Below are 19,237 nucleotides of genomic sequence, written 5' to 3' on the forward strand. Positions count from 1 at the left end.
CTCCGCCGAATGAGTGCAGGCGGGGTTTGTATCTGATATTCCCTTGATTTGGAGGTCTGGTTTGTGGTCTGATAGATTTTAAATATGGAAAAAGAGCTGCTTTTCTTAAAAGATTTTGTTGAAGGAAAACTGAAAGGTGCTGAACTGGAAGCTGCACTGATTGAAAACCCTGCTTTAGAAACCTTGCTGTCTGATGATTCAATCAATTGGAATGGAACTTACCTCTCTGAGACCAGTCCTTTTCTTTATCTCGCAGAACAAAACCTTAAAACCATCGCCGGTTGCTATAATGCACAAGGATTCCTTCAGCTGTTTTTAACAAAAAAGAACGTTTCTTTTTCGGCCTATAAAGAATATGAGGAAATACATTCCCTGATCCTGGATGCTCAGCCCAAATATGTAGATGCCGATATGACTTTTATTGAACACTATATTTTGCCGGTCAGGGAAGGCCTGAAGACTAAAACGGAAATAAAACTCGCAGTTAAAACCCGTTTCAATGAAATGTTTCGCTACCATGGTAAAGCTCCAAAATGGGTTCAGAATCCTCAATGGATCATAAAAGACAGTCAGCCTTTATTCTTTTTAGGGCAGTTTGAAATTAAAGATTGTGCGTTATTTCGGGACAATGGCTTTGTTTACCTGTTTGTGAACGAAGGGAATGGAGCCATAGAGACCGTTAAGCAGTTTTATTAGCCTGTTACGCCCCTGAGATCATGGGGAAGGTTATCTCGATATTCAGCTGGTTTGAATCTATACCCGCCTGTTCCGGGAATAAGCCGGGACGAATGTTCAGGTCAATTATTTCGTTTTGCAAATTTTTCACTTTCTCTTACGAATGTGAGCTGAAGTCAGCCGAATGTGGGTTCCGTATTTTTTACTGATAGTTTTCTTTGGAGATTCGATTTTGAAAACAAAGGCCATCCGCCTTTTTAAAAACAAATTTTAATCATTTACTTAAAAAAAGAACTATGAAACATTTATTTATCGCATTAGTGTGCACAGTAATGGGCTTTAGTGCCATGGCATCTGAGGGAACCCCATCGAAGACCCTACATCTATCTAAAAACGCTCCGGAAAAAATTGCTTTTGAAAAAGTCGCTTCAGAAAAAACAGCGGTGGAGAAAAAAGCAACTGAGAAAAGTACAAAACTAAGAAGAAGAACAACGGCATATATTTTCCATTTGTCCTGTGGTGATGTGATTGTACATGTTTACAACGATGCGGTAAACGCCCCGGGAGTAATGAGCGGTATCTGGAACCATTTTAATAACCAGAACTGCAACTAATTTTATGGTGTTTGCTTAGGGCTATTCATTAGCCTAAGGAAAAAACCTGGATATCCGGATAAGACAAAGTCTTTTCCGGATGGCCATAATCAAAATAAAAGGAGGATGGCCTTTTAAAACTTTAGTAAATATGAAAAGATATTATAATCTGGGTTTATGGGCAATTGTATTTTGCCTGCTCTGCGGTTTTACCGGTAGCATCAGGGATACCCATTTACCGCCCGTTTCGATAGCTCATTACCGGTTTAGTCATATCAGGGATTCTACCCGAAGCGCAAATGTCTGGACTGAGGAGTTCCTCCTCGCCTTCAATGCTGATCGAAGTGTCTACCTAAGCCAGACCAAACATACTCAGGATTCTGTGAACCGCGCAATACTCAAAGCTGCTGAAGAGCGTGAGGGAGAGGAGATCGATATGGGTACTTTTGTGCCCACTACCCCGGAACGAATATATGCGGATAACCATAAACGGGCCATCGTTAAGAACTTTAACGGTAACGATTATTTGATTGCCACAGATAAAGACAAAATCGACTGGAAGATTTCTGCTGAAACCAAAGAGATTCTTGGACATACTTGTCAGGAAGCTACCGGCCTGTGGAAAGGCCGGGTATATACTGCGTGGTTTACTACCGATATTCCGGCTGCCTTTGGACCATGGAAACTCAATGGCCTTCCTGGGTTGATCTTGGAGGCCTATGACCAAAGTGGCCGCATCTCCTTTAGCTGTACCGGGCTATCCCTGTCTGGAAAGCTTCCGGAAGGAATTTCTATAGATTTGCCTAAAGCGCTTACCTCAACCACTGTAGCCCAATATGACCGCATGGAAAAGGCTTCTACGGAGAACCTGGATATGGATGCCTTTGATCCTGCAACTGTTACCTTGCTGATGAATAATGCGGGGGCTGCAAGTCATTCGAAAAGTGGCTTCAAGTTAAACTTTCCTCTGGAACTGGATAAATAAGGAGCATGCTAAAGCGAGCTTTTTCCCTGTTTTTATTTCTTTCACTGCAGATGGCGCTCTGTTTTGGGCAGTCCAGGATTTTTGGGTCGGTCAGTGATAGTACCGGAGTTTCCATTACCTCCGCATCCGTTACTATTATTGATCAAAGCGGTGCCGGTGTTGTCTTTTCCGGAACGGATGATCAGGGCAGGTTCAATATCGGAATCCCCCAAAGAGCTGACTTATCAATCAAAGTTTCTGCCATCGGTTTTAAGCCTTTTCTTCTTGCCTTAAAAAATGCCGGAGGGGGAGAACTATTTGTTAAACTGGTGAGCAATGTGACCAGATTGCAGGAGGTGACGATTAAGTCCGGGAGTCCAGTCAGTAAATCTTTAGATACGATAAAATATAACGTGAGCCATTTCAGAGAAAACCAGGACCGGGTGATTGCTGATGTGATCGCAAGAATGCCTGGTATTCAGGTTGATGAAAAGGGTGGGATTAGCTTTAATGGAAAGCGGATTTCCAAAGTCTATATCGATGGGGAGAACCTTTTGGATAGAAACTATAAACTGGCAACTGAAAATATCCCGGCTGGTGCAGTAGATCAGTTGCAGGTTATTGAGGCAGATCAGCCGGTTAAAGCACTCAAAGGGTATGTGAGGAGTGATGATGTGGCGATAAATCTGACCTTGAGTAACACTGCCAGAACAATCATTACCAATACTGCCCAGCTTGGTGCAGGAAACAGGGCTTACTTTGGCGAGCTTTCAAGCCTGATGTTTAAAAAGAAGAGCAAGGCGATCTCCACATTTAAAGCCAACAACATCGGCTTGGATCTGCTGAATGAAATGGAAGAAGTCGGGGAGCCCTCATCTGCTGAACTGAAGCTCAGGAGGTCTCAGAGTTACCTTTCCATGCAGAGCGAAATCATTCCTGATGTCCAGCAGAAGTATTACCTGATGAATAATGATTTTTCCGGCAGTATCAATCCCCTGCTATCATTAGGGAGAGATTGGACGATGCGTTTGAACCTTTCCTCATCTCAGTTCAAACGTAAGTACCGTTTCAGCAACCACCTGGCTTATTTTTTAGCCAGTGCAGATACCATCAGTTACGATGAACATCAGGACAATACCTACAGGCAGCAGAGCTGGAATGCCAAGGTGCAGTTAGAGAAAAACAGCCGCAATATTTACTTCCGCTCGCAGACAAGTTTAGAGATGCCGAGGTGGAAAAGAAATGGTCAGACCACTCAAAATGACCAGCCTTTTGAGCAGCGTCAGCCTGCGTACTATCACTCACTTAGTAATCTGACTACTGTGGTCAAAGCATTAGGGAGGGAAAGCCTTATTGAATACAGAAGTTTAGTCCAGCACCAGAAGAACGATGAGCAGCTACTGATCTCGCCGGGAATTCATCAGCAACTGTTAAATGGCGGAGCGGAATATTTAAAAGCGGCTCAGCAGGTATTAACAGAGGACCTGGTTATCGAGCAAAATATTGCTTTGCGGAAAAAAATAGATCAGCTGGTCATCTCTGCCTCTGCCGGACTTGCGCTGGAAAAAAATCGGCTCTTCAGTCATCTTGGAGTTACCGGTTTGACAGGAGAGGAGCGTTTACCAGGTCCGGAATTTCGCAATGATATTGGTTTTCAGCATCTGGAACTCAAGGGGAATTTGTCTGCCCTTTATCAGTTTAAAAATGGATCGCTTAACTTATCTTTAGCTCCTGGTTTAAATCTGATCACTTATCAGGATCACGTTAAGCAAGTGGAGTCAAAACAGAATTACTTCAACCCAAACCCTGCGCTTTCCTTTCGTATGAATGCAGGAAAGTTTTCTCAGTTACAATTGGATTATTCATCGGCAACGGCATTTGGCGAAATAAAAGACGTGTATTCCGGGCTGATGCTGGTTAATTTCAGGCAATTCAATTCTAATGATATCCCACTACCCAGGACTGATCATCAGAACCTGTCCGCCAGGTATGCTTTCCGGAGGCCGATCAACATGTTTTTTTACAATATTGAGCTCAGCTACCTGTCTTCAAAACAAAACTATATCAGCTCTTTTATGATTGACAGGGGCCTTACCAGGGCCATTGCGATAGACTTTGATAACAGGATGCAGCAGTATAATCTTGGCGCTAACCTATCTAAATATGTTTTTTTTATCGGCACTAATGTTTCATTCCGGGCAAACCTTAACCTGCAAAAGGGTAATACTGTTTACAACAACGAGGTTAACCCGTTTGAAGCGATACAGTTGAACGCAGGAAGTTCCCTGCGAAAAAAAATATCAGCGCGGATCAGCCTCGCAGTTATTTACGATTTTATGCAGACGATCAATCACCAGCAGTCGTTAAATCAACGGCTGGAAACTGTAGTGGAGCGTCATAAGGTTAGAGCCGAGTGGACCCATAGGGTTAATAGCAGGTTATTCTACCAGATTAATTATAGTATGGTAAACTTTAACCAATCCCTTCAGCAGCAAACTAAAAATGAATTCTTTGACATCAGCCTGAGATATTCTCCCAAAAAAATCGCCGGGTCTTTTGAGTTACAGTGCATCAATGTAGTTGGTCAGGACCAGTATTCGCAGAGCAGCTCCAATGCTAATGAACTTTCTATTTATGCTATGCCACTCCGGCAGCGAACCTTTCTTTTTAAGTATAGTTTTAATTTTTAGGGTTTTAGGATTAAAATTGAGCGCTACTGAAGTCTGCAACTATACCTTTTTTCATTGTTACTGCAGTTGTAAACGAGACAGGTCCAATATTGCGGGCAACCATATTTTGTAATGCCTCCTTCCTGATAAGTACAGCCTGATGAGCCGCATGCATTTTGTACTGCTGCTCCTGTTCCTCCGGTTATACTTTTAAGTTCGTTTCTGCTGAGCTTTTTAGCTCCTTTCGGATTTGAATTGTTTGTCAACATAATAATTGGTTTTTTAAAATGTTTTTTGGTGAGAAATTGATGAATAAAGAGCGTTAAAATAGTTTGATAATGGCTGTCTCTTTTACTGACAGGTCATGGTGCCTCCTCTTTCACAAGGGTAAAAACGACATTCAAGTGGTTCAATGCAACTGCTGCCACCGGGAAGGTTCTCGTCAAAAAAACAGGCTTCCGGACAGTGATTAATAGGACCTCCTCCGCCCATTACATTTTTAAGATCGGTCCGGTTTAATTTTTGATTGTTTTGTGGTTTTGAATTGTTTTTTAACATGAAATTTAAGTTTAGTTGAAAAAATACTGGTTAGGTACAGGTGGAAACCCAGATCCCGTTACTGCATACATTGCCTCCTCCAATCGGTTCGTATCAGCTCATTTCTGCTCAATTTAGCCGGGTAGTTCGATTTCAGGGATGTCATAACTTTTAGTTTTTATTTTTGAATTGGTTTTTATGCGCAATAATATCCGTATTCATTTTCTCCGCAGCTGTATTCTATGCAGTCCATGGTATCGGGGCAACGGAAGCCACCCGGATCCTGATCCATGCAGGATGGAGGACAGTTCGGGTTGTGTCTGATTCCGCCTGTTACCTCTTTAAGCTCATTTCGGTTTAGTTTTTTTCCTTGTTTGTTTAAATTGTTTTTTTTCATGATTGTAAGATTTAAATGGATGAATTTTAGCATAATTCGCAGGTATCGAAACAAGGCAGCTTTCTTGCATTTGCTGTGCCTCCTGATAGATTTTTCACGTCAGCTTTGCTCAGTGTCTGAGCATTTTTCAGTTTTAACATAAGGATAATCTGGTTAGTCAATGTATTGCTTTCTTGTTCCGGATTGCAGCCGGGGCTGTAGTTTTTATTATCGAAAAGCTGAATAAACTGTTGAAAAGACTTATTACATTAATTTTAGCATCTGAAAGTATTCTGCGGCAGAAAAAGAAAATAGGGACCTGGGCGTTAAAATCTTTTAAAGATATTCAGGGTTGTATATTTTTTATCAGTACGTTGTTTGTAATTAATAGTTTAATATAATTATTAAATATATAGTTTTAAAATATTTTTGGCCTTTTGTGTGTGACTATTTTCATGATTAGTATGTTTATGGCTTACATATAGTTAAATCAACTGATTTTAATTTTGCAACTTTTTTGTGACGATTATTCGTTTCTGTGTCAGCTCTTTTTCTTAAGGAGCGATTGATGATCAGGGTAGATTGAGTAATGTCTCCGTCATTTAAGTTCATTTGAACTTTAAAGCCCTTGTGTTTATTGGCTTAATTATAAAGAAGTAGACAAATTTCTCTTTACATTTGACGCTTAATCAAATTGAAAAAATTAAATTTTTAGATCAATGTACAAGAGCTGGTGGAAAATATTAGGAGCAGTGTTGGTGATTTACTCAACAATTGCAGGTTTTTTGATTAAAACACCTGATTTACCTATCATACGTGAAAGCATCAGAAACCTTTATTTCCACGTTCCGATGTGGTTCAGCATGATTGTATTATTTAGTACCTCGGTTTTTTACAGCATCAAATACCTGAGCAGCAGTAATCCTCATGACGATATTAAGGCTGTTGAGAGTGTTAACGCCGGCGTAGTTTTTGGTATTCTGGGATTAACCACCGGTATGATCTGGGCAAGATTTGCCTGGGGACAAGCCTGGAGCTTTGATGTGAAGCAAAACTTTGCTGCCATTGCCATCCTGCTCTATTTTGCTTACCTCGTTCTGAGGAATGCCATTGATGAAGAACAAAAACGGGCGAAGATCTCCGCCATTTATAACATATTTGCTTTCCCGATCATGGTTGTATTACTTTTTGTATTGCCAAGATTATCCGATTCCCTGCACCCTGGAGATGGAGGAAATCCTGGTTTTAATGCTTACGACCTGGATAGCCGCATGAGAATGGTATTCTATCCTGCCTGTTTGGGTTGGATCCTGATCGGCTACTGGATCTATACCATCCTGTACAGGCTTCGTGTACTTGAAAAAGCACAGCGCTAAATAAAATATTCACGGTTTCATTGCCATTGAACAATAAATATATATCATATACTAATGAAAAAATTTACAGCAACCTTTTTAATGCTCATGATCACGATGCAATTGTTTGCTCAGGGACAAGGTTCAGCCATTACAGATAGCCTGTATGCATCGGGTAAAATATACGTTGTAGTGGCAGTCGTACTGCTAATCTTACTGGGCTTGCTTTTGTTTCTATTTACGATAGAAAAAAGATTAAAAAAAATAGAAAAGAAAACTTCGGCTAAAATCTAATTTTAAATCGTTTAGGCCCTGTTTTTGCTTGTTTTATGATGTGGTGTTTCGATTACACTAAGTAATTCTGTATTTGCATTAATGGTTTTTTTTAATGCAATTTTGCACCTAATTAGGATACGAACTTATATTCAATTCATAAATAACAACTAATGGCTAATACAGCAAACGAGACAAATTTTTTTGCAGATGTCTGCAAGAATTTTGACAATGCCGCCCAATTCACTTCCCATCCAGAGGGTTTGTTAACCCAAATCAAAGCTTGTAACAGTGTGTATCGTTTCCAGTTCCCTATCCGTAGAGGAAATGGTTTCGAGGTTATTGATGCATGGCGTGTAGAACACTCTCACCACATGAGTCCTACAAAAGGTGGTATTCGCTATAGCGAAATGGTAAACGAAGATGAAGTAATGGCTCTGGCTGCTTTAATGACGTACAAATGTGCGATTGTCAACGTTCCTTTCGGTGGTGCTAAAGGGGGTATTAAAATTACAACGAAAAACTACACCGTTGGAGAGTTGGAAAACATCACCCGTCGTTATACTACAGAATTAATTAAAAAGAACTTTATTGGTCCCGGCATTGACGTTCCTGCTCCTGATTATGGATCTGGTGAGCGTGAAATGAGCTGGATCGCAGATACTTATATGACGATGAACCCGGGTCAGTTAGATGCTTTGGGTTGTGTGACGGGAAAACCAATTGCATTACACGGTATCCGCGGACGTAAGGAAGCAACCGGACGTGGTGTGGCTTACGCCATCAGAGAATGTGTTAGTGTAGGAGAAGATATGGCGAAAATCGGCCTTACAGCTGGTTTAGGTGATAAAAGAGTGATTGTACAGGGATTAGGTAACGTAGGTTACCACTCCGCGAAATTCTTAGCTGAATTCGGAGCAACAATTGTTGGTCTTTGTGAATTTGAAGGAGCGATCTACAATGCTGATGGTTTAAATATCGACGAAGTATTTGCTCATCGTAAATTAACAGGATCAATCTTAGGCTTCCCGGGAGCTACAGAATTTAAGAATTCTATGGAAGGCCTGGAGCAACCATGTGATATCCTGGTTCCTGCAGCATTGGAAAATCAGATCACTTCTGATAACATCAGAAATATTAAAGCTAAAATTATTGCTGAAGGTGCAAACGGACCTTGTACTCCGGAAGCCGAAGAAATCTTCACCGAAATGGGTGGTATGATCATTCCTGATATGTACTGTAATGCCGGTGGTGTGACCGTATCTTATTTTGAGTGGTTGAAAAACCTTTCTCACGTAGCTTTTGGCCGTATGGAAAACCGTTATGCTGAAAACTCTAACAGAAACCTGATCAATACACTGGAAAGCCTTACTGGTAAAAGTATTCCTGCAGAACACCGCTTAATGATTGTTAAAGGTGCTTCGGAGCTGGAATTGGTAAACTCCGGACTGGAAGATACCATGATTCACTCTTACCATGAGATCAGAGAAACATTAATGAATAAACCTGGTATTCAGACTTTAAGAACAGCTGCATTTGTAGGTTCAATCGATAAGATCGCAATATCTTATATGAACCTTGGTATCTGGCCGTAGGCAATACCCATACGATAATACAGAAGAGGGTAATAGTTGGCTATAAAAATGGCCAACTATTACCCTCTCTTTTTTTGTCATTTTTCTTTCATACTGTTTTTACTGAAAATCTTCTTCCCCTGAATTCCCGTATCTTGTAGATATCAATCTGGAGGATTTTCAATGATGCGGATACCGAACTCAGGCTTTCTTTTGTTACTGATGCTGATCATGGCCTGCAGTTCAGGTCCGGCTGAACAGCAACTGGAAAGTAAAAATGGTTTTGCAGTCATCGTAAAGCCTGAAACAGGAGAACAACTGGCTACCTTTGCCGGAGGTTGTTTCTGGGCATTACAGGAAGCGATGATTGAACTGAAAGGCGTAAACAGGGTGATCAGTGGTTATGCCGGAGGGACCAGCGCCAATCCGGACTATGCAAAGGTGGTGTCAAAAACAGCCGGACATGCAGAGGCTGTTCAGGTTTATTACGATCCAAAGGTCATCTCTTTTGAGCAACTTTGTGAAGCCTTCTTTCATGCACATGATCCTACCCAGGTAGATGGCCAGGGCCCCGATCTGGGAATTGAGTACCGCTCTATCGCTTTTTTTCGTTCGCCGGAAGAATACAGGGCCATTCGTCGGGTAATTGACCAGCTGGAAGCCTCAGTTTACGGGAAAAATCAGGTCGTAACCGAGTTGCTCCCCTTTAAAATCATTTATCCGGCAGAAATGGAACACCAGGATTACTATAAACGTAATTTATGGGATAGCTATATCCGGAAAATCTCCAGGCCAAAAGTGGAAAAACTCCGTAGGGAAATGCCCGGATTGATCAAATCTGAGTACCTGAAATCCTGGAAAACGACTGTTTTTCAGGAAGGAACTGCTTCAAACCTAGCGTTTTTGTCAGAGAACTATCAATAAATGGTCATCAAACTGATTTGAACAGCCCTAAAAGAGTTTACCTCCTTATATTTTTTATCTTTGTACCATTCTAAAATTTTATTAGCATCATGAGAAAAAGTGCAATTATTGGTTTAATTACAATAGCGTTATGTGTAGGGTTCTTAATCAGTCTGAATGCCGGCACAAGCAACTATTCTACTTTCTCCGAAGCTGCAAAAGATCCGCGCGAATTCCATGTCATGGGATATTGGGAAAAAGCGAAAGGGATGTATTATGATGCCCAGAAAGATGCCAATCATTTTGCTTTCTACATGAAAGACGAAAAAGGGATGGTCAACAAAGTAGTTTATAACGGCACAAAACCTCAGGATTTCGAACGTTCAGAAAAATTAGTTTTAATCGGTAAAATGAAAGATGATACCTTTTATGCTTCAAAAATATTAATGAAATGTCCTTCTAAATACAACAATGATCTTGTAGAAGTGAAAAAGGACGGTCAGGTAATAAAATACAACTAATCTTAATGGATATACAATTTTTTGGAGAGAACCTCCTGCCCGGTAAAATCGGCCAATTCTTTATTGTTCTAGCGTTTGCCGCTTCTTTACTCTCTGCAATAGCCTATTTTTTTGCAACAAAGAATAAAGATCTTGAAAATCAATCATGGACACGTTTAGGCCGGATTGCGTTTTTAATCAACTGGGTAAGTATCCTGGGCATAGGAATCACCTTATTCTACCTCATCTTAAACCACAATAACGAGTATTATTACGTTTATTCCCACTCTTCCAAAGAACTTCCGGTATATTATATCGTTTCTGCTTTCTGGGAAGGACAGGAGGGAAGTTTCTGGCTATGGGCTTTCTGGCAGGCTTTGCTTGGCGGACTGCTGATCTGGAAAGCGAAAACCTGGGAAAATGGCGTAATGACCATTGTGGCTTTCTCACAGGTATTTCTAACCTCGATGTTATTGGGTGTAGAGATCTTTGGAGAAAGAATCGGAAGTTCGCCTTTTATCCTGTTAAGGGATGCCGTAAACCTGAAAGATATGGCTCCGGTCGTATTTGCTGATCCGGAAAACTATAAAAACTACCTGAAGTTCATTACCGACGGAAGAGGACTGAACCCATTATTACAGAATTACTGGATGGTGATCCATCCACCAACCTTATTCCTTGGTTTTGCCAGTATGATTGTTCCTTTCGCCTATGCAGTGACAGGTCTATGGCAAAGGAAATATAAAGAATGGGTTAAACCAGCAATGCCATGGGCACTGTTTGCGGTGATGATCCTGGGTACAGGAATCATTATGGGCTCTTTCTGGGCCTATGAAGCACTGAATTTCGGTGGATTCTGGGCATGGGATCCGGTAGAAAATGCCTCGATCATTCCATGGCTTACCCTCATTGCAGGTGTTCACGTCATGATCGCCTTCAAAAATACAGGACATTCCTTCTTTACTGCGATCATTTTGGTGATCATCAGCTTTGTGCTGGTATTGTATGCCTCATTCCTGACCAGAAGCGGTATCCTTGGAGAAACCTCTGTTCACTCTTTCACCGATCTGGGCATGTTTGGCCACCTGATCTTATACAATGTGGTATTCCTGGCCCTGCCGGTGTACCTGCTCATCAGCAGATGGAAAGAATTGCCGATCACAAATAAAGATGAAGAAACTTATTCCAGAGAATTCTGGATGTTTATCGGAGCCTTAGTCGTTACCGTAGCCTGTATCCAGGTGATCTTCTCGACCTCTGTGCCTGTATTCAATGCGGCCTTCGGAACTAAATTTGCTCCTCCGATAGATGCCATCAAATATTATAACCAATGGCAGGCTCCTTTCGCCATCCTGGTTACCATTATCTCCGGTTTCTCTCAGTTCATGAAATACAAGAGAACGGATATCCGTAAGTTCTACAGCAGCTTAATTGCTTCTATCCTTTTTGCGATAGTCATTACCGCAGGTTTTGTTTACCTGACCAATATCTATACAAACTTAATGTACATCCTGCTTACTTTTAGCTGTGTGTTTGCGATCCTTGCCAATGCAAGAATCCTCGGACAGGCATTTGGCGGGAAACGTAAACTGGTAGGCGCAGCAGTAGCGCATATGGGTTTTGCTTTGTTACTGATTGGTGCCCTGGTTGCTGCAGCAACAAATAAACCGATCTCCCTGAATGCAACAAACTTCATTCCGGTGAAAGACTTTGAAAAAGCAGAGAAACCAGGAGAAAACATTGTACTCTATAAAAACGAGCCTAAGAAAATGGGCAGGTATACGGTTACTTATACCAGAGATACCACTGTTGCCCCGAACACGATATATACCTTGAATTTTAAGGTATACGATGAAGAAACAGGAAAGCTGAAAGAAGATTTTGAATTGAACCCTCATGTTCAGGCCAATGAAAAAATGGGCTTGATCGCTTCTCCTGATACCAAACATTACCTGACTTATGATGTGTATACCCACATCACCAGTGCACCTGATAAAAAGCAGATGAAGGGTAACCATGAGGAAGATGCCAATCCGGAAGAAAACTATAAAGCACCAAGAATTGTACAGGTAAGCACTGGTGATACCTTGCATACCAGCAGTGGGGTGATTACTGTTAAAGGACTAAACAATCAGCCAAAAGCGAAAAGCCTGGCATTGGCCGAAGGTGATCTTGCGGTAGGTTTGCCACTGGAAGTAGTGGTGAATGGAAAGACTTATAAGACAGAACCAATCTTCCTGGTAAAAGGAAACAATACTTTTGATTTTGCACGCAACATCGATGAACTCGGACTAAGGTTCAGGTTCACGAAAGTACTTCCTGATCAGCAAAAAGTAGAGCTTCAGGTATTTGAAAAGCCTCAGCAGGCAAAAGACTGGGTGGTATTTAAATCGATCGAGTTCCCTTATATCAATTTGTATTGGGCCGGAACAATCGTGATGGTGATCGGATTTTTACTGTCCATCCTCAGAAGACAAAAAGAAGTTAAAGCTGTTTAAGAAATAATTGCCCAAAGAGATGAAAGTAGTTTGTATTGGTTCTGGTAATGTGGCCACACATTTTTCAAATGCTTTTAAAGCAAATGGAGCGGAGCTTATGCAGGTCTGGAGTAAAAACCAGAACCATGCTGCTGAACTGGCTAAGGCAACGGGAGCAATGCCAATTTCTGATTTAAAGAAGATTGATCCCACAGCTGATCTGTACCTCATTGCGGTAAAGGACGATGCGATTCCGGAAGTTGTAGAGGCATTAAATGCCGTACAGGGAATTGTGGCCCATACCTCTGGCGCTACAGACATCAATGTTTTCGCGGAGTCGGGGATGAACTTCGGGGTATTGTATCCCTTGCAAACCTTCTCCAAACAAAAGGCCCTTGACTTTAAAAATGTGCCGCTTTGTATAGAAGCGAAAGATCAGGAGACACTGGACGCTTTAAAGTCCATTGCCCGGATGTTGAGTCCGCTGGTATATGAAGTGAATAGTGAAAAGAGAAGGATCTTACATTTATCCGCTGTATTTGCCTGTAATTTTGTAAACCATCTGTATGCCCTTAGCAATGATATCCTGGCAAAAAACGATCTTGATTTTGAGATTTTAAGGCCCCTGATCATGGAAACTGCAGAAAAGGTACAGGATGCTTTTCCTGCCGATGTACAGACCGGGCCGGCCATTCGCAACGACGAACAGACAATAGTAAAACATAAAGAATTGTTGAAAGATATGCCTGAATTGAAGGATATCTATGAAACTTTAAGTAAAAGCATTAAAAAAACACATTAATCGTGTAATTGCGGTTTTTGCTGCTTATTTTTGAGACCTAATTATGAGTATTTTTAAATTAAAGATAAATTTTGAAGAGCAGGGTAAAGAACCAATAGAGCTTCCTATAGCAGGAGGAGAATCGGTTCTTGATGTATGCCATGATCACGGAATAGAATTACAACACAACTGCGGGGGTGTATGCGGTTGCAGTACTTGTCATGTATATGTGACTAAAGGAATGGACGATATCCAGGAAATTTCCGATAAGGAAGAAGATTTTATTGACCGTGCGGTTCGCCCTAGAATTACCTCCAGACTGGGTTGTCAGTGTGTAGTGATCAGCGGAGATATTGAAGTAACCATCCCGGATCAGTCCGAGTTTTTAGGCCATTAATTAACAAACAAACATTATATGCAAGATAAATTTGCTTTACCAATTTATTGGAACGACCACGAAGACATCGCTCAGGAGTTATATGAGAAATTTGGGGACGAGTTCAATGAAGCCAAAATATACCGTATCAGGTTTACTGAATTATTAGAATGGGTATTGTCCTTACCTAATTTTAAAGGAACCAAAGAGGAAAGTACTGAAGGCCACCTGGAGCAAATCCAGTCTGCCTGGGTTTATGAATGGAGAGATAACCAAGACTAGGCCTGATGTTTCTGCAAAAACTTAAAGAGATCAACACATTTATATTCGATGTAGATGGGGTGTTAACCAATGGTGATATCTTAGCCTCGGATTCGGGGGAGTTTTTGCGGACATTTAACATTAAAGATGGCTATGCCCTTCAGTTGGCGGTAAAACGTGGCTTTCATGTTTGTATCATCTCTGGTGGAAAAGGACAGGCCATGCAAAAACGCTTTGAAGGTTTAGGCATCAAGGAAATCTTTCTGGGCGTTTCTGATAAAGTACAGGTCTTTCAGAATTTCCTGGTGAAATACCAGGTCAATGCTTCACAAGTATTATACATGGGAGATGACATCCCTGATCTTAAAGTCATGCAACTGGTAGGGCTCCCTACCTGTCCGGCAGATGCTGTTCCGGAAATTAAAGCTATTTCTGAATATATATCGCCCTATACCGGAGGTAAAACTGCCGTAAGGGACATCGTCGAAAAAGCACTCCGGGTGCAGGAAAAATGGTTTGATGAAAATCCTTCTGCCGCAGATTCCGGGAAATAATTTCTGTTTTTCTTTTGTAACATGTATGTTACTTTTAGGAGCTTAAACTAAATCTCTTCCGGCCCCTCTAATCTTTAAAAAACAATAACACCAGTTTTAAAAAGAAAACATTAGAAACCTATGAAAAGATTATTGATGATTTGCGGACTGTTATTCAGTGTAATTACATTCGCACAAGCACAACAAGATGGTGGCCGTAAAATGAAAAGCCCTGAAGAAAGAGCCCAAAAGAATGCGGAAAACCTAACTAAGAAACTCAGCTTGAATGATGACCAGAAAACCAAAGCAACTGCTATTTTTCTGGAACAGGCCAACGCGGTAAACAAAGCACGCGAAGCCGGTTCAGGTGATAAAGATGCAAGAAGGGCGGAGATGAAAAAATTAAGTGATGAGACGGATGCAAAAATCAGCGCATTGCTGACGGAAGATCAGAAAAAAACTTACGAAACCATAAAAGCAGAACGTAAAGATAAAATGAAAAGAGGGGGAAGAGGGGATGGCGAGAAACCTGCCGGAAACCAATAAAAGACAATTAATGCAAATAACAGAAGCGGCCTTTGGCCGCTTTTGCTATTTTTGCACAAATATCTAAATATGTATCAGCAAAGACTTCCTATTATCCTGGCCTCCAAATCTCCCCGCAGACAAGAATTGTTAAGCGCCATGAACCTCGATTTTAAAGTCGTTTTAAAAGAGGTAGACGAGAGTTACCCGGAGCAACTCCTTCCTGCCGAAATTGCAGTATACATTGCAGAAAAGAAAGCGAAGGCATTTGATGAAGACAGTAAAGGAAGTATCATCGTGACCGCAGATACGATTGTGGCCTATAATGGAGAGATCCTGGGAAAACCGGAAGATGCACACCATGCTAAAGAAATGCTGACCAAACTTTCGGGTACCAACCATCAGGTATATACCGGAGTAAGTTTAACCCACAATGGAAAGATGCGTTCTTTTTATGATACCACGGAGGTGTTCTTCAATACCTTGAGCCCTGAACAGATCAGTTATTACATCAAAAACTACAACCCAATGGATAAGGCCGGCGCTTATGGTATCCAGGACTGGATTGGCCTGATCGCGGTAGAAAAGATCATCGGTTCTTATACCAATGTAATGGGCTTGCCTACAGAAAAGCTGTATAAAGCGTTAGCTGATAGCAGCTGGTTGGTTTAAGCCTGCAGGTCTGCCAGTACGCCCATCTTCAGGTCGTAGGTAGATAAACTGAGTTGTTCAAAGTTTCCTGCTGATAAGATGTAATCTGTCAGTATGGAAGCCATGACAATCATATCCACCCTTAAACGGATCAGTCCGGGCATCTTTTCCCTTTCCCCATGACTGGAAGCGATGAAGGTTGCCGACAATGCCTGGTAGGCAGGAATGTCTATGGCATAGTGCTTGATCTCTTTCAGATTCAACTCCGGGTACAGCATGCCGGTAAAGGTCTCAAATGCGCCCGCTGAGCCAATTAAATGTTTGGGTTGGTACAAGTTCAATGCTTCCTTTAAATCGCTTAATTCGCTATCTAAATGACGTGTAATCGCATTTTGATCGGCTTCATTGATTGGGTCGGAATGAAAATAGGCCTGCATCAATCGCGCGGCCCCGATGTTATAGCTTTTCTTCCAGAGTAATTCTTCTGGAGTGCAGATGATAAATTCGGTGCTTCCGCCCCCGATGTCCATAATGAGGGAGGTCTGGTTGATCAGTCCTGTAGCCCTGACTCCTTTAAAAATGTATCCGGCTTCCTCATCACCACTGATCACATTGATGTCGATCCCCGCATAATTTTTAGCGGCTTTAACAAAGTTGATTCCGTTTTCTGCACTTCTGATGGCAGAAGTTGCCGTGGCTTTTACCAATTCAACCTGATGTTCTTTAATGATCAGGCTAAATTTTTCCAGTGCCAGGAGGCCTCTTTCGAAAGCCTCCTGGATGATGAAATTGTCGTTGATCTTTCCTTCGCCAAGCCTCACGGGAAGATTGGTTTTATAGCATATTTCAGGCTCCTTTGCAGAAAGTTCCGCAATGATCAGGTGGAAGGTATTTGTTCCAAGGTCTATAACAGCAACCTTCATGTATTTTAATTTTTATAGGTAAACCACTTAATCATTTCTTTCAGACTGGTCTTTTTGCCGTACATTAAGATGCCCACCCTGTAAATCCTGGAGGCCAGCCAAACGGTACCAATAAATCCGAGCACAAGGATCAGCATAGATAATGCCAATTGCCAGTCCGGAACACCATAAGGTAAACGAACCACCATGGCAATAGGGGAGGTAAATGGAATCATCGACAACCAAAAAGCAATCGGACCATAAGGATCGTTGGTTACTACGCTTAAAGAAAGGGCGTAACCAACCAGTAAAGGCATCATTACGGGCATCATGAACTGCTGGGTTTCCGTCTCTGAATCGACGGCCGAACCAATGGCGGCATAGAGTGCGCTATAGAATAAATAACCACCAATAAAGAAGAAAATAAATACAAGAATGATTTTGGTCAGGTCCAGACTGGCCAGACTTTTCTGCATGGACAATACAGGACTGTCTACAGGAGTATTCACTACCGGAGAGATCGCTGTCCCATCTTTTGCTTTCATGGCTACAGCGCTCGTTTGTGCAATGGCATCTTTGCCCACAAAAGCTTTTACAGCCAGGGTAGAGATCGAAGCGGTCAGCACAATCCAGAGGATAAACTGGGTAAGCCCCACGAGGGCGATGCCAATGATTTTGCCCATCATCAACTGGAATGGTTTTACCGAGGAAATCATAATTTCGATGATCCTGCTGGTTTTTTCTTCAATCACCCCACGCATCACCTGGATGCCGTAGAGCAGGATGAACATAAACATGAATATTCCCGCTGCGGTACCAATAATGGTGCTGGCACCTGCACTGGAATCTTCTTCTTTCCCGGTTTCCCCGATCTTTTTAGTGTCAATCTCTACTTCCGTTTTTAAGCCGTCCAGCTCAGTCTGGGAAATACCGGATGCTTTAAGTTTCTGGGTACGGATGAGTTCTTTGATGTCGCCGGATACCCGGTTGCTCAGGGAGAGTCCGGCTTGCTTGCTGCCAATGAGTTGTATGCCCTTCGGGGATTTAATGTCAAATTCCGGAAGGTAAAGGATGTAATCGTATTTCGTGGTTTTTAAATCAGCCTTCATCTGCTCCAGAGATTCCTTCACATAGGTATAGCCTATGTTTTTGGTGGGAACGAGTTTCTCTGTTAATGAAGTATTCTGGTTTACAACAGCTACTTTGTTAAAGCTTCCTTTGACCCCCTGAATAGAGAAGTAAATGATCAGTCCATAAAAACCGGCAATGATGAGCGGGGTAAGGAGCGTCATGATAATGAACGACTTCTTTTTTACCCTGGATAAGTATTCTCTTTGTATGATGAGTAAGATTTTGTTCATGACGCTTAGGATTGTTTTACTTTTTGAATGAAAATGTCGTTCATGGTAGGGATTACCTCGTCCAGACGGTTGATAGATACATGGGGAATTAAGGCGCTGAGTACCTGGTTAGGGTTTTGCGTTTCCCGGATTTTGATCTTTACTTTGGTCTTTCCGTCGATGTGTTCAGTGTGTAAAACTTCAAAGAGTTCTTTTGAGTTTTCCAATTGATAATCGCCTTCATATTCCAGCCAATAGGTATTGTTGCGGTATTGTTCCCTGATGTCCTTCACCGGGCCATCCAGTATCTTTTTGGAGCGGTGGATGAGGGCAATGTTGTCGCAAAGCTCTTCCACAGATTCCATTCTATGAGTGGAGAAGATAAAAGTGGCACCTTCTCTGTTTAATTCCAGGATTTCATTCTTGATGATGTCTGCATTTACAGGATCGAAACCGGAAAAGGGCTCATCGAGGATGATGAGTTCGGGTTTATGCAGTACTGTAGCTACAAACTGGACTTTCTGCTGCATTCCTTTACTCAGGTCTTCTACTTTTTTACTCCACCAATCGGCCATTTCCAGCTTCTCAAACCAATACCTGATTCTTTTGGTGGCCTCCGCAGTGCTTAGTCCTTTGAGTTTGGCGAGGTACAGCACCTGTTCGCCGATTTCCATTTTTTTGTATAGACCTCTTTCTTCCGGTAAATAGCCAATCTTGGAAATGTGATCCACATTGAGGCGTTCCCCGTTGAACAGGACCTCTCCGCTATCGGGACCTGTGATTTGGGTAATGATCCTGATGAGGGAAGTTTTCCCGGCACCATTTGGGCCTAACAGACCGAAGATCTTACCTTTTTCTACTTGCAGGCTGACATCGTCCAATGCGCGGTGGTTCGCGTATTGCTTAATAATATTCTTGATAATGAGCATCTTTTAGTTTTATTAGTCGTTAAGTTAGTATCGGTTTTTGTTA

At 41.8% G+C, this 19,237-nt stretch carries 22 protein-coding genes; 15 read left to right on the forward strand and 7 right to left on the reverse strand.

Translation table 11 applies throughout. The annotated features are described in order from the left end of the window. The first annotated feature begins 84 nt into the window (after positions 1–84). Positions 85–696 carry a hypothetical protein gene (locus BUC20_RS09565; protein ID WP_073230363.1) on the forward strand — a complete coding sequence of 204 codons (612 nt, stop codon included), beginning with the start codon at positions 85–87 and terminating at the stop codon, positions 694–696. 253 nt (positions 697–949) lie between these two features. Here the strand turns inward: BUC20_RS09565 and BUC20_RS34440 are convergent, their stop codons facing one another. Then, positions 950–1,204: a pentapeptide repeat-containing protein gene (locus tag BUC20_RS34440; protein ID WP_159441110.1), complete on the reverse strand. Its 255-nt coding sequence runs from the start codon at positions 1,202–1,204 to the stop codon at positions 950–952. Positions 1,205–1,419: 215 nt separating this feature from the next. On the opposite strand from BUC20_RS34440, the gene BUC20_RS09575 reads away from it, so the two are divergent. Then, positions 1,420–2,253, forward strand: coding sequence for a GLPGLI family protein (locus tag BUC20_RS09575; protein WP_159441083.1), 834 nt, complete (start codon positions 1,420–1,422; stop codon positions 2,251–2,253). 5 nt (positions 2,254–2,258) lie between these two features. Next, the gene (locus BUC20_RS09580) at positions 2,259–4,922 is read left to right on the forward strand and encodes a carboxypeptidase-like regulatory domain-containing protein (protein ID WP_084528720.1); all 2,664 of its coding nucleotides are present in this window, start codon (positions 2,259–2,261) and stop codon (positions 4,920–4,922) included. Between the two features lie 23 nt (positions 4,923–4,945). On the opposite strand, the gene BUC20_RS09585 is transcribed toward BUC20_RS09580, so the two are convergent. The 3 genes from BUC20_RS09585 to BUC20_RS09595 all read right to left on the reverse strand — a co-directional run bounded on the left by BUC20_RS09585 (position 4,946) and on the right by BUC20_RS09595 (position 5,835). Next, a complete protein-coding gene (locus tag BUC20_RS09585) occupies positions 4,946–5,170 on the reverse strand; it encodes a bacteriocin-like protein (RefSeq protein WP_073230370.1) in 225 nt (74 codons plus the stop codon). Positions 5,171–5,252: 82 nt separating this feature from the next. After that, positions 5,253–5,459 carry a hypothetical protein gene (locus BUC20_RS09590; protein ID WP_073230372.1) on the reverse strand — a complete coding sequence of 69 codons (207 nt, stop codon included), beginning with the start codon at positions 5,457–5,459 and terminating at the stop codon, positions 5,253–5,255. 175 nt (positions 5,460–5,634) lie between these two features. Beyond that, positions 5,635–5,835: a hypothetical protein gene (locus BUC20_RS09595; protein ID WP_143166754.1), complete on the reverse strand. Its 201-nt coding sequence runs from the start codon at positions 5,833–5,835 to the stop codon at positions 5,635–5,637. Between the two features lie 698 nt (positions 5,836–6,533). Here BUC20_RS09595 and ccsA point away from each other — a divergent pair. The 12 genes from ccsA to BUC20_RS09660 all read left to right on the forward strand — a co-directional run bounded on the left by ccsA (position 6,534) and on the right by BUC20_RS09660 (position 16,044). Further along, entirely contained in the window at positions 6,534–7,190 is a 657-nt protein-coding gene (ccsA, locus tag BUC20_RS09605) for a cytochrome c biogenesis protein CcsA (protein ID WP_073230377.1), read from the forward strand. Positions 7,191–7,244: 54 nt separating this feature from the next. Continuing rightward, positions 7,245–7,463, forward strand: a complete 219-nt coding sequence (locus tag BUC20_RS09610) for a CcmD family protein (RefSeq protein ID WP_073230378.1) — start codon at positions 7,245–7,247, stop codon at positions 7,461–7,463. A 152-nt stretch (positions 7,464–7,615) separates the two neighbouring features. Next, positions 7,616–9,037, forward strand: coding sequence for a Glu/Leu/Phe/Val family dehydrogenase (locus tag BUC20_RS09615; protein WP_073230380.1), 1,422 nt, complete (start codon positions 7,616–7,618; stop codon positions 9,035–9,037). Positions 9,038–9,199: 162 nt separating this feature from the next. Further along, on the forward strand, positions 9,200–9,940 hold the full coding sequence (msrA, locus tag BUC20_RS09620) for a peptide-methionine (S)-S-oxide reductase MsrA (RefSeq protein ID WP_084528723.1): 741 nt from the start codon (positions 9,200–9,202) through the stop codon (positions 9,938–9,940). A gap of 89 nt (positions 9,941–10,029) precedes the next feature. Then, a complete protein-coding gene (locus tag BUC20_RS09625; RefSeq protein WP_073230384.1) occupies positions 10,030–10,440 on the forward strand; it encodes a cytochrome c maturation protein CcmE domain-containing protein in 411 nt (136 codons plus the stop codon). A 5-nt stretch (positions 10,441–10,445) separates the two neighbouring features. After that, entirely contained in the window at positions 10,446–12,917 is a 2,472-nt protein-coding gene (locus tag BUC20_RS09630; protein ID WP_073230385.1) for a heme lyase CcmF/NrfE family subunit, read from the forward strand. 19 nt (positions 12,918–12,936) lie between these two features. Beyond that, positions 12,937–13,698, forward strand: a complete 762-nt coding sequence (locus tag BUC20_RS09635; protein ID WP_073230387.1) for a Rossmann-like and DUF2520 domain-containing protein — start codon at positions 12,937–12,939, stop codon at positions 13,696–13,698. Between the two features lie 43 nt (positions 13,699–13,741). After that, entirely contained in the window at positions 13,742–14,074 is a 333-nt protein-coding gene (locus BUC20_RS09640; RefSeq protein WP_073230388.1) for a 2Fe-2S iron-sulfur cluster-binding protein, read from the forward strand. Between the two features lie 18 nt (positions 14,075–14,092). Continuing rightward, complete coding sequence (gene iscX, locus BUC20_RS09645; protein ID WP_073230390.1) at positions 14,093–14,335, forward strand: Fe-S cluster assembly protein IscX; 243 nt, start codon at positions 14,093–14,095, stop codon at positions 14,333–14,335. A 5-nt stretch (positions 14,336–14,340) separates the two neighbouring features. Next, on the forward strand, positions 14,341–14,868 hold the full coding sequence (locus BUC20_RS09650; RefSeq protein WP_073230391.1) for a KdsC family phosphatase: 528 nt from the start codon (positions 14,341–14,343) through the stop codon (positions 14,866–14,868). 120 nt (positions 14,869–14,988) lie between these two features. Then, a complete protein-coding gene (locus tag BUC20_RS09655; RefSeq protein WP_073230393.1) occupies positions 14,989–15,393 on the forward strand; it encodes a hypothetical protein in 405 nt (134 codons plus the stop codon). Positions 15,394–15,462: 69 nt separating this feature from the next. Beyond that, positions 15,463–16,044: a Maf family nucleotide pyrophosphatase gene (locus tag BUC20_RS09660; RefSeq protein ID WP_073230395.1), complete on the forward strand. Its 582-nt coding sequence runs from the start codon at positions 15,463–15,465 to the stop codon at positions 16,042–16,044. Here the strand turns inward: BUC20_RS09660 and BUC20_RS09665 are convergent. From BUC20_RS09665 to BUC20_RS09675, 3 genes are read right to left on the reverse strand one after another with little or no spacing between them, the layout of a single operon-like run. Further along, positions 16,041–16,946, reverse strand: coding sequence for a Ppx/GppA phosphatase family protein (locus tag BUC20_RS09665; protein WP_073230396.1), 906 nt, complete (start codon positions 16,944–16,946; stop codon positions 16,041–16,043). The genes BUC20_RS09660 and BUC20_RS09665 overlap by 4 nt on opposite strands. A 5-nt stretch (positions 16,947–16,951) precedes the next feature. Next, positions 16,952–18,286, reverse strand: coding sequence for an ABC transporter permease (locus BUC20_RS09670; protein WP_073230398.1), 1,335 nt, complete (start codon positions 18,284–18,286; stop codon positions 16,952–16,954). A 5-nt stretch (positions 18,287–18,291) separates the two neighbouring features. Then, positions 18,292–19,194 carry an ABC transporter ATP-binding protein gene (locus BUC20_RS09675; protein WP_073230399.1) on the reverse strand — a complete coding sequence of 301 codons (903 nt, stop codon included), beginning with the start codon at positions 19,192–19,194 and terminating at the stop codon, positions 18,292–18,294. Between the last annotated feature and the right edge of the window lie 43 nt (positions 19,195–19,237).

The organism is Pedobacter caeni, assembly GCF_900129215.1.
GTDB classification, from domain to species: Bacteria; Bacteroidota; Bacteroidia; order Sphingobacteriales; family Sphingobacteriaceae; genus Pedobacter; species Pedobacter caeni.

Bases quoted from the DNA above. Each gene is read 5' to 3' on its own strand.
- BUC20_RS09565 (WP_073230363.1), top strand. From the start codon at position 85: ATGGAAAAAGAGCTGCTTTTCTTAAAAGATTTTGTTGAAGGAAAACTG.
- BUC20_RS09575 (WP_159441083.1), top strand. From the start codon at position 1,420: ATGAAAAGATATTATAATCTGGGTTTATGGGCAATTGTATTTTGCCTG.
- BUC20_RS09580 (WP_084528720.1), top strand. From the start codon at position 2,259: ATGCTAAAGCGAGCTTTTTCCCTGTTTTTATTTCTTTCACTGCAGATG.
- BUC20_RS09585 (WP_073230370.1), bottom strand. From the start codon at position 5,170: ATGTTGACAAACAATTCAAATCCGAAAGGAGCTAAAAAGCTCAGCAGA.
- BUC20_RS09590 (WP_073230372.1), bottom strand. From the start codon at position 5,459: ATGTTAAAAAACAATTCAAAACCACAAAACAATCAAAAATTAAACCGG.
- BUC20_RS09595 (WP_143166754.1), bottom strand. From the start codon at position 5,835: ATGAAAAAAAACAATTTAAACAAACAAGGAAAAAAACTAAACCGAAAT.
- ccsA (WP_073230377.1), top strand. From the start codon at position 6,534: ATGTACAAGAGCTGGTGGAAAATATTAGGAGCAGTGTTGGTGATTTAC.
- BUC20_RS09610 (WP_073230378.1), top strand. From the start codon at position 7,245: ATGAAAAAATTTACAGCAACCTTTTTAATGCTCATGATCACGATGCAA.
- BUC20_RS09615 (WP_073230380.1), top strand. From the start codon at position 7,616: ATGGCTAATACAGCAAACGAGACAAATTTTTTTGCAGATGTCTGCAAG.
- msrA (WP_084528723.1), top strand. From the start codon at position 9,200: ATGATGCGGATACCGAACTCAGGCTTTCTTTTGTTACTGATGCTGATC.
- BUC20_RS09625 (WP_073230384.1), top strand. From the start codon at position 10,030: ATGAGAAAAAGTGCAATTATTGGTTTAATTACAATAGCGTTATGTGTA.
- BUC20_RS09630 (WP_073230385.1), top strand. From the start codon at position 10,446: ATGGATATACAATTTTTTGGAGAGAACCTCCTGCCCGGTAAAATCGGC.
- BUC20_RS09635 (WP_073230387.1), top strand. From the start codon at position 12,937: ATGAAAGTAGTTTGTATTGGTTCTGGTAATGTGGCCACACATTTTTCA.
- BUC20_RS09640 (WP_073230388.1), top strand. From the start codon at position 13,742: ATGAGTATTTTTAAATTAAAGATAAATTTTGAAGAGCAGGGTAAAGAA.
- iscX (WP_073230390.1), top strand. From the start codon at position 14,093: ATGCAAGATAAATTTGCTTTACCAATTTATTGGAACGACCACGAAGAC.
- BUC20_RS09650 (WP_073230391.1), top strand. From the start codon at position 14,341: ATGTTTCTGCAAAAACTTAAAGAGATCAACACATTTATATTCGATGTA.
- BUC20_RS09655 (WP_073230393.1), top strand. From the start codon at position 14,989: ATGAAAAGATTATTGATGATTTGCGGACTGTTATTCAGTGTAATTACA.
- BUC20_RS09660 (WP_073230395.1), top strand. From the start codon at position 15,463: ATGTATCAGCAAAGACTTCCTATTATCCTGGCCTCCAAATCTCCCCGC.
- BUC20_RS09665 (WP_073230396.1), bottom strand. From the start codon at position 16,946: ATGAAGGTTGCTGTTATAGACCTTGGAACAAATACCTTCCACCTGATC.
- BUC20_RS09670 (WP_073230398.1), bottom strand. From the start codon at position 18,286: ATGAACAAAATCTTACTCATCATACAAAGAGAATACTTATCCAGGGTA.
- BUC20_RS09675 (WP_073230399.1), bottom strand. From the start codon at position 19,194: ATGCTCATTATCAAGAATATTATTAAGCAATACGCGAACCACCGCGCA.